General features: G+C 42.9%; 7 protein-coding genes. 3 read left to right on the plus strand and 4 right to left on the minus strand.

Annotation, left to right across the window (positions count from 1 at the left end):
- Together B5X68_RS29540 and B5X68_RS28390 are read left to right on the plus strand one after the other, a co-directional pair.
- The coding region (locus B5X68_RS29540) for a hypothetical protein (RefSeq protein WP_374754828.1) at positions 1-197 on the plus strand (197 nt) is incomplete at its 5' end.
- Positions 116-319 carry an integrase core domain-containing protein gene (locus B5X68_RS28390; protein WP_374754827.1) on the plus strand — a complete coding sequence of 68 codons (204 nt, stop codon included), beginning with the start codon at positions 116-118 and terminating at the stop codon, positions 317-319. The genes B5X68_RS29540 and B5X68_RS28390, both read left to right, overlap by 82 nt.
- Here B5X68_RS28390 and B5X68_RS28395 read toward each other — a convergent pair.
- From B5X68_RS28395 to B5X68_RS28415, 4 genes are all read right to left on the minus strand, one after another.
- Positions 235-690: a response regulator gene (locus B5X68_RS28395; RefSeq protein ID WP_082218152.1), complete on the minus strand. Its 456-nt coding sequence runs from the start codon at positions 688-690 to the stop codon at positions 235-237. The two genes, B5X68_RS28390 and B5X68_RS28395, sit on opposite strands and share 85 nt — an antisense overlap.
- A gap of 15 nt (positions 691-705) precedes the next feature.
- Positions 706-2,586 carry a PAS domain S-box protein gene (locus B5X68_RS28400; protein WP_082218153.1) on the minus strand — a complete coding sequence of 627 codons (1,881 nt, stop codon included), beginning with the start codon at positions 2,584-2,586 and terminating at the stop codon, positions 706-708.
- A 212-nt stretch (positions 2,587-2,798) separates the two neighbouring features.
- The gene (locus tag B5X68_RS28405) at positions 2,799-3,191 is read right to left on the minus strand and encodes a response regulator (RefSeq protein WP_141110452.1); all 393 of its coding nucleotides are present in this window, start codon (positions 3,189-3,191) and stop codon (positions 2,799-2,801) included.
- Positions 3,192-3,599: 408 nt separating this feature from the next.
- On the minus strand, positions 3,600-5,735 hold the full coding sequence (locus B5X68_RS28415) for a hybrid sensor histidine kinase/response regulator (protein WP_082218156.1): 2,136 nt from the start codon (positions 5,733-5,735) through the stop codon (positions 3,600-3,602).
- A 74-nt stretch (positions 5,736-5,809) separates the two neighbouring features.
- On the opposite strand from B5X68_RS28415, the gene B5X68_RS28420 reads away from it, so the two are divergent.
- A complete protein-coding gene (locus B5X68_RS28420; protein ID WP_082218113.1) occupies positions 5,810-6,076 on the plus strand; it encodes a transposase in 267 nt (88 codons plus the stop codon).
- The last annotated feature ends 7 nt before the right edge of the window (positions 6,077-6,083 follow it).

A 6,083-nucleotide genomic window follows, 5' to 3' on the forward strand; every position in this document is an offset into this window, starting at 1 on the left:
GATCAGGTCGGACAACGGACCAGAATTCACCTCGAAGGATTTTGCAATTTGGTGTGCAGCTAGGAATATCGAAACTCGGTTTATCCAACCAGGAAAACCCACGCAGAATGGGTTCATTGAACGGTTTAATAGGCTTTACAGAGAAGCAGTATTGGACGCCTATTTATTTTTCGACCTTGACCAGGTCAGACAATTAACAGCGGAGTGGATCGAAGAGTATAACCAGCGAAGACCTCATGAAGGACTCGGCAATATGACCCCTTTTGAATGGAAAGAATTGCTGCTGAAAAAAGAAATACAACAACAAATGGCTGTCTGAAAAATGGGGTACATACAGTAGTCAGTGAAGATTTCTGGCTTAACCATGTATTCAATGGCACCCATTGCGAGACATTTTTCTCGGACTGCGATGACAGGTGAAGTAGACGTAATGATAACAGGAATGCGCTCCAACTCAGGCTCTGAGTTAATAAAAGTTAAGATGTCATAACCGTTTTTGCCCGGCATGTTCAAATCCGAGAGAATTATATCTGGCAATCTTTGACGATTTTTTTCCAACCACTCAAACAGCGTGTCCCCATTGACAAACTCACCGAGGATCTGAAAATGCTTAAATTCTTCGAGTGCTAGCTTGATAAAGAAGCGCTCATCTTCATCATTTTCGACAATAACAATTTTATACTGTTTCATGTGTCATAGATGGTATCACCTTTGTTCCCACAGCGTAAAATGAAAGGTACTGCCTTCTCCGGGTTTTGATTCCACCCAAATCCGGCCATTGTGGCGCTCGACAACCCTTTTACATATAGCCAGCCCCATTCCCACACCTGGATAATTGCGTGCAGCATGCAGCCTTCTAAACGGGTCAAAAATCTTTGCACTGCTGTCAACGTCTATCCCAATCCCATTATCGGATATTGAAAATATGGCATATTCCTCTTTTTGTTGATGTTTTAAATGAATTACAGGCTTTTTCCCATCGGTGAATTTGATAGCGTTACTGATCAAGTTTTGCAGTAGCTGCACCAATTGGACTTTGTCAGCTACAATATTAATATTTTCATTTCTATCGAACAAAATTTCGGCCCCCGACCTGTCAAGTGACCCTTTGAGGTTTTCCTTCACGTGATCAACCAAGTCGTCCAGCAGCAAGGGGCCGGTTTGAAGGTGACCTTTGCTGACTTGTGAATAATTAAGGACGTTTTCAATAAGCTCCTTCATCCGGTCAGCTGCCAGAAGTGACTTACTTACAAACCCTTCAATGCCATCCACCTGACCTTTTGAAATTCGCTCACTGGTTAAGTGCAAAAAGCTTTTGACGGTCCTTAACGGTTCCTTCAGATCATGGGCGACGATTGAAGTGAATTGCTCAAGGTCGGTATTTGTGCGTGACAGTTCTTCATTAATCGTTTCCAATTCTAAGGCCATCTGGCGATATTTATCCGATATCTCTTTTTCAGCTTCTTCGGCCTTTTTTCGCTCAGTTAAATCGCGGGTTACTTTGGAGAAACCCCTTAAAGCACCGTTTGCATCATAAACCGCAGTAATAACAACATTTGCCCATAACCTTGTACCGTCTTTTCTAATTCGCCAGCCTTCTTCTTCATATTTTCCGTCCCGCCTGGCAACTTTTAATTCGTAGGAAGGTTTGCCGTCAAAAATATCTTCCTGTGGATAAAATATCGAAAAATACTTTCCAATGATTTCCTCGCGCTCGTAACCTTTAATCCGTTTTGCCCCCTCGTTCCAGCTCACTATCCTACCTTTTTCGTCAAGCATGAAAATTGCGTAGTCTGTAACCTGGTCGACGAGTAATCGGTAACGCTCTTCGCTTTGCCTTAACGCAGTTTCCTCGGTGTTTTGCTCGGTCAGGTCCTTGATAACCTTTGAAAAACCGATCAGTTTATTATCAATGTTATAAACGGCAGTTAGAACGATGCTCGCCCAGAATACGGCGCCATTTTTTTTTATCCTCCATCCTTCTTCTTCATACTTCCCTGTGCGTATTGCTGTGTCTAACTCAACTTTTGGTTTCTCATTTATCAGGTCGTTTGCCGTATAAAAGGTCGAAAAGTGTTTTCCGATAATCTCAGACGATATATACCCTGTAAGCTTCTGGCCCCCTTCATTCCAGGTGATAATATTACCGTCAATGTCCAGCATATAGATGGCGTATTCCTGGACACCTTCAACAAGCAGCCGAAAGCGCTCCTCGTTATCCCTCAGAAGTTTTTCATTATATTTTTGCTCACTAACGTCCCTGACTATACATCCAAACCCGGCAGGTTGTCCATCGTCCTGGTACAGGGCCGCTAGGATCGTTTCCGCCCAATACAGCTCACCGTCATACTTGCGATTCCATCCCTGAAACGTGATTTTTCCATGTGAAAGCGCGGAGTTCAATTGATAGGTATTCCTGATTTTGTCGTCTGGGTCCTGCATGAGGATATGTATCGGTTTTCCCAGCATGTCACCCTGGCTGTACCCTGTCAGCTGTAGCGCAGCACGATTACAATACCTTATGTGCCCTGAACTATCCAATTGTAGAATGGCTTCGGGCAAGCCTTCAATCAGAAATTGATGCATAATTGGTCTATTTTTTTATTAGCAGGTTGCACAAACTTATGCAAATGGATCTATTCTTTCTGTAAGCGTTTCCAATGCTATTATGATTTTCTCTGGACAGTGCGCTGCTTTGATCTCTTATGACAAATCTGCAACAGATGACTAGATCATGGTCAGGTTGCTGCGCAATTACTCCATAAATGATGGATCATTTCACAGAACGTTGACAAATGTTACCCTGCTAGCATCAGGTGCTGAATTTCATCGACGAGCAGTGGTATCGAACCTGTTTTCTCAATAAATTTATTTACGCCAATCTTCTTGAGCCGCGGCTTGTATTCTTCAGGAATAGACGATGAGTACATGACAATACAGGGATCATCAAAGGCTTTCAGTCTTTGAAGCTGTTGCAGGCACTCTTCGCCGCTGGTTTTGGGAAGGTTAATATCTACAAACACATAACCGGGCGCCGTAACCGACTGTTGGCTGAAATGCGCCAGGGCGGACTCGCAATCTGGAAAATAGAGGCTTTGCAATGGTTTATTGACATCGCTAATTGCCATCTTGAATATTTCGTAATCGTCCGTATCGTCGTCAATCAGTACGAATAGTGCTTTATTTCCCATAATGTCCTTTGCATTTTGCTTTGCTTGACGTATAGCTAATTCCGTGCCAGATGTACATTTTCCAGCCTGCACAAGAGCTTGCTTGATCGGATGGATGTTAGATATTGTCCCTATCAGTTTATTGAATTTTTGCCGTTGTCACTAATTAGAAATCTATTGAAAAGTATTTTTGATTTCCCGTTTGCAGGGATTGGATGGGTTGCCATGTGCGTTTTGCTTATGCAGGAAATAGCCACTGCCGAGTCCGCAGACCTGTCTTTGGAGGCTAGGCAAGGAAAATAACATTGAAATAACAATCCGAATTATCCTTAAGTAAGGGCGATTATTGTCACGGCGGACTGTTGCGGCCACGATCTGCTATCAATTATTCAGATGACAAATTTTAGGAGACCATTTTGAAGTCCAGCTTTAAGCAAGCCTTAGCAGCCGTCCCGACAGGGCAATGAAGTGGTTTTCATCGAAGGGCTTGGGCAGGATCTCATTCATCCCTGCTGCCCGGAATTGGCCCAGGTTGTCTTCATCGATATAACCTGTAAAACCGATCACGGGAATCCTGGCCTTCTCGCTTACATAATACTCACGGATCAGCTTTGTAAGCTCGATGCCATCCATGATAGGCATTGCTATGTCCGTAATGATTAAGTCATAGGTGTTTGCTTTAAACATTTCAAAGGCCACCTGACCGTTTTCAGCCAGATCGTAAGATGCGCCAAGCTTGTCGATGATCCTGCTTATCAGCAACAAATTCATTTTTGTATCATCTGCAATTAACAGCTTTTTGTCTTTAAGAAGGGCCGTTGCATCAATTTTTGGTTCGCTGTTTTGCGGTACAATACTTGCTGACTTGGATACTACTAATGGGATGCGGACGGTAAAATCAGAGCCTTGTCCCAATGTGCTCTCTACCTTAATTTGCCCTCCATATAAATCAACAATTCGTTTACATATAGCCAATCCCAAACCTGTACCAGCTTGCCGGGCTTTACTATCGCCATTATAAATCTGGGTGAAGTTTTCAAAAATAGATCCTAAGTGTTCTTTGGCAATCCCTACACCGGAATCTTTGATACTAAAAACCAGTGTGCCCTTGTCTTTGTTTTGGTTTTCCATCCGGAGCTTGACCGTTATGGTCCCATGCTCTGGCGTAAACTTGATTGCATTGGAAATCAAATTGACTACAATCTGCTTTATTCGAAAATTGTCCCCAATTAAGGTAACGGTGCCGCTGGGATCAAGCTGCTTTAAGAGTGAAATCCTTTTTTCATTGGCTAAAACAGACAACATGGAAACAGCTTCATCGATTAGGTCGACCGGCCTGAACGGTTCCTTCAATAAGATGATATTGGCGCTTTCAAACTTTGAGAAATCCAGTATTTCGTTGACAAGCATGAGCATCATCTGGGATGCTGTTTTAATTGAGGCAAAACTTATCTGTTGGTCGTGTGCAAGTTTTTCAGTGTCGATCAGATTTGAGAAGCCAATGATGGAGTTCAACGGCGTGCGGAATTCATGGGTTACCTGCGCAAGGAATTCCCCCTTTCTTGCGCTTGCCTTTGCCGTCACATCCGCAAAAGCAAGAATAGTTGCGTCCTTTTTGTAAAGCTTTGCAAGGTTGAAAATGATCACGACTGACAGCATAAAAACTAGGGCTACACTAGTCCACATCAGCATGCTCATTTCTTCTGATTTGGCTTTTGTTGAAGCCAACAAGGCTGTCCGTAATATTTTGATTTCCAGCTGCTCCTGGTTTTTTAATTCTTGCAATGCATCTTTCAGGTTGGCAAATAAAACGCTATTGATAGATAACAGTCTTTGCTCTGCCAGGCTTAAATCACGTCGTGCTTTTTGAATGGATACAGGGCCTTGGATCGACAAAGGTTCCAGATAAACCTTGACTGAATCCTGGTCCAAAATTGTGGTGTTGCGTGTTTTTAAGACGTGGTTATCAACAGAATCGGCATCCCGTATCGCATCAATAAGCCTTTTCACCAGCTTTCTTTTATGTCTTTTTTCGGGTAAAATAGTAGAATCCAACCTTTGTGTTTTAACACCGGCGTGTACTTTTTGGACCGGTCTTACAGAATGTGAAACCCTCACATCGAAATTGTTTAATGAAAAAGCCAGCAGGCTATCGACCATCAAACGCAGCTTGATAAATTCCTGGTCTTTAAGCCGTTTCTCAAAAACAAGCCTTGATAGCGATTGGTTAGAATACTCCCGTTCAGCCTGGTACCGGCCTAAAATCCAGACAACTGCTTGCAATTGTTTGTTATACGCTGAAATGTAGGCTGAGTCCTGGGTGACCACAAAAAAGCGGCTGTTGTTCTCCGCTGCATAGAGTATGGCGATACAGGTATCTATTTTAAGATAATTGTCTTTTTCAAGCTGTAATACCTGAACATTATTTTTGATTGTTTCCGACTTCGAATGAGTTAGTAAAGTAGCAAAGGCAAAGGCTGCCAGTAAAATCGTTAGCACTGCTGTCCAGGCAAATGTTGCCCGTGAAGCGGTGGGCGCAACGTTGTTGATAAAGTTATTTGACATCTTGATTGAGGGTGTACGCTTCCCCAAAAATAGAGCAGTGATGAATTAGACTAATTTTCTAATTTTAATCCGCTATGAAGGGAAAAACATTCACAGAAACACAGATCGTCAAAATCCTCAAAGATTTGGATTCGGGCAAACTAGCGGCCGACGTGGCCCGTGAAAATGGCGTATCAAAAGCGACATTGTACAATTGGCGCAAAAAGTATAGCGGTATGGGGGCTTCGGAGCTTTCTGAATTGAAAGCACTGAAGGAGGAGAATCGTCGGCTTAAACACATGTATGCGGAATTAGCGCTTGATCACAGACTTGCAAGAGAAATCATCGAAAAAAAGCTTTAAAGCCTGT

Origin of the sequence: Dyadobacter psychrophilus (assembly GCF_900167945.1) — a bacterium.
GTDB classification, from domain to species: domain Bacteria; phylum Bacteroidota; class Bacteroidia; order Cytophagales; family Spirosomataceae; genus Dyadobacter; species Dyadobacter psychrophilus.

What these genes read in the sequence shown, in the direction of transcription:
- B5X68_RS28395 (WP_082218152.1), bottom strand. Translation starts at nt 690, where the DNA reads ATGAAACAGTATAAAATTGTTATTGTCGAAAATGATGAAGATGAGCGC.
- B5X68_RS28400 (WP_082218153.1), bottom strand. Translation starts at nt 2,586, where the DNA reads ATGCATCAATTTCTGATTGAAGGCTTGCCCGAAGCCATTCTACAATTG.
- B5X68_RS28405 (WP_141110452.1), bottom strand. Translation starts at nt 3,191, where the DNA reads ATGGGAAATAAAGCACTATTCGTACTGATTGACGACGATACGGACGAT.
- B5X68_RS28415 (WP_082218156.1), bottom strand. Translation starts at nt 5,735, where the DNA reads ATGTCAAATAACTTTATCAACAACGTTGCGCCCACCGCTTCACGGGCA.
- B5X68_RS28420 (WP_082218113.1), top strand. Translation starts at nt 5,810, where the DNA reads ATGAAGGGAAAAACATTCACAGAAACACAGATCGTCAAAATCCTCAAA.